Source organism: Gorillibacterium terrae (assembly GCF_051594785.1).
Classification (GTDB): domain Bacteria; phylum Bacillota; class Bacilli; order Paenibacillales; family NBRC-103111; genus Gorillibacterium.
In genome coordinates, this window is sequence record NZ_JBPPGI010000020.1 from 1 (window position 1) to 688 (window position 688).

Sequence of the window (688 nt, forward strand, 5' to 3'; positions counted from 1 at the left end):
GGTGACAGGTTAGAACCTAGATACGATCAGGGTGGTATCCCAACGTCGCCTCCACACATGCTGGCGCACATGCTTCTTAGGCTCCCACCTATCCTGTACAGACCGTACCCAAGTCCAATATCAAGCTGCAGTAAAGCTCCATGGGGTCTTTCCGTCTTGTCGCGGGTAACCTGCATCTTCACAGGTATTAAAATTTCACCGGATCTCTCGTTGAGACAGCGCCCAAGTCGTTACGCCATTCGTGCGGGTCAGAATTTACCTGACAAGGAATTTCGCTACCTTAGGACCGTTATAGTTACGGCCGCCGTTTACTGGGGCTTCGGTTCACAGCTTCGGATTGCTCCTAACCGCTCCCCTTAACCTTCCAGCACCGGGCAGGCGTCAGCCCGTATACTTCGCCTTGCGGCTTCGCACAGACCTGTGTTTTTGCTAAACAGTCGCTTGGGCCTTTTCACTGCGGCCCCCTCGGGCTATTCACCCTACCGAGGCACCCCTTCTCCCGAAGTTACGGGGTCATTTTGCCGAGTTCCTTAACGAGAGTTCTTCCGCGCGCCTTAGAATTCTCTTCCTACCTACCTGTGTCGGTTTACGGTACGGGCACCTTCGCCTGGCTAGAGGCTTTTCTCGGCAGCTTGAGATCATGACCTTCGGTACTGTAAGTTTCCCTCCCCATCACAGCCCAGCCTTA

Annotated in this window: 1 rRNA gene; it reads right to left on the bottom strand. The window is 54.2% G+C overall.

What is annotated here, in order from left to right:
* Positions 1-688, bottom strand: a 23S ribosomal RNA gene (locus tag ACSEXS_RS22610); the annotation flags it as partial.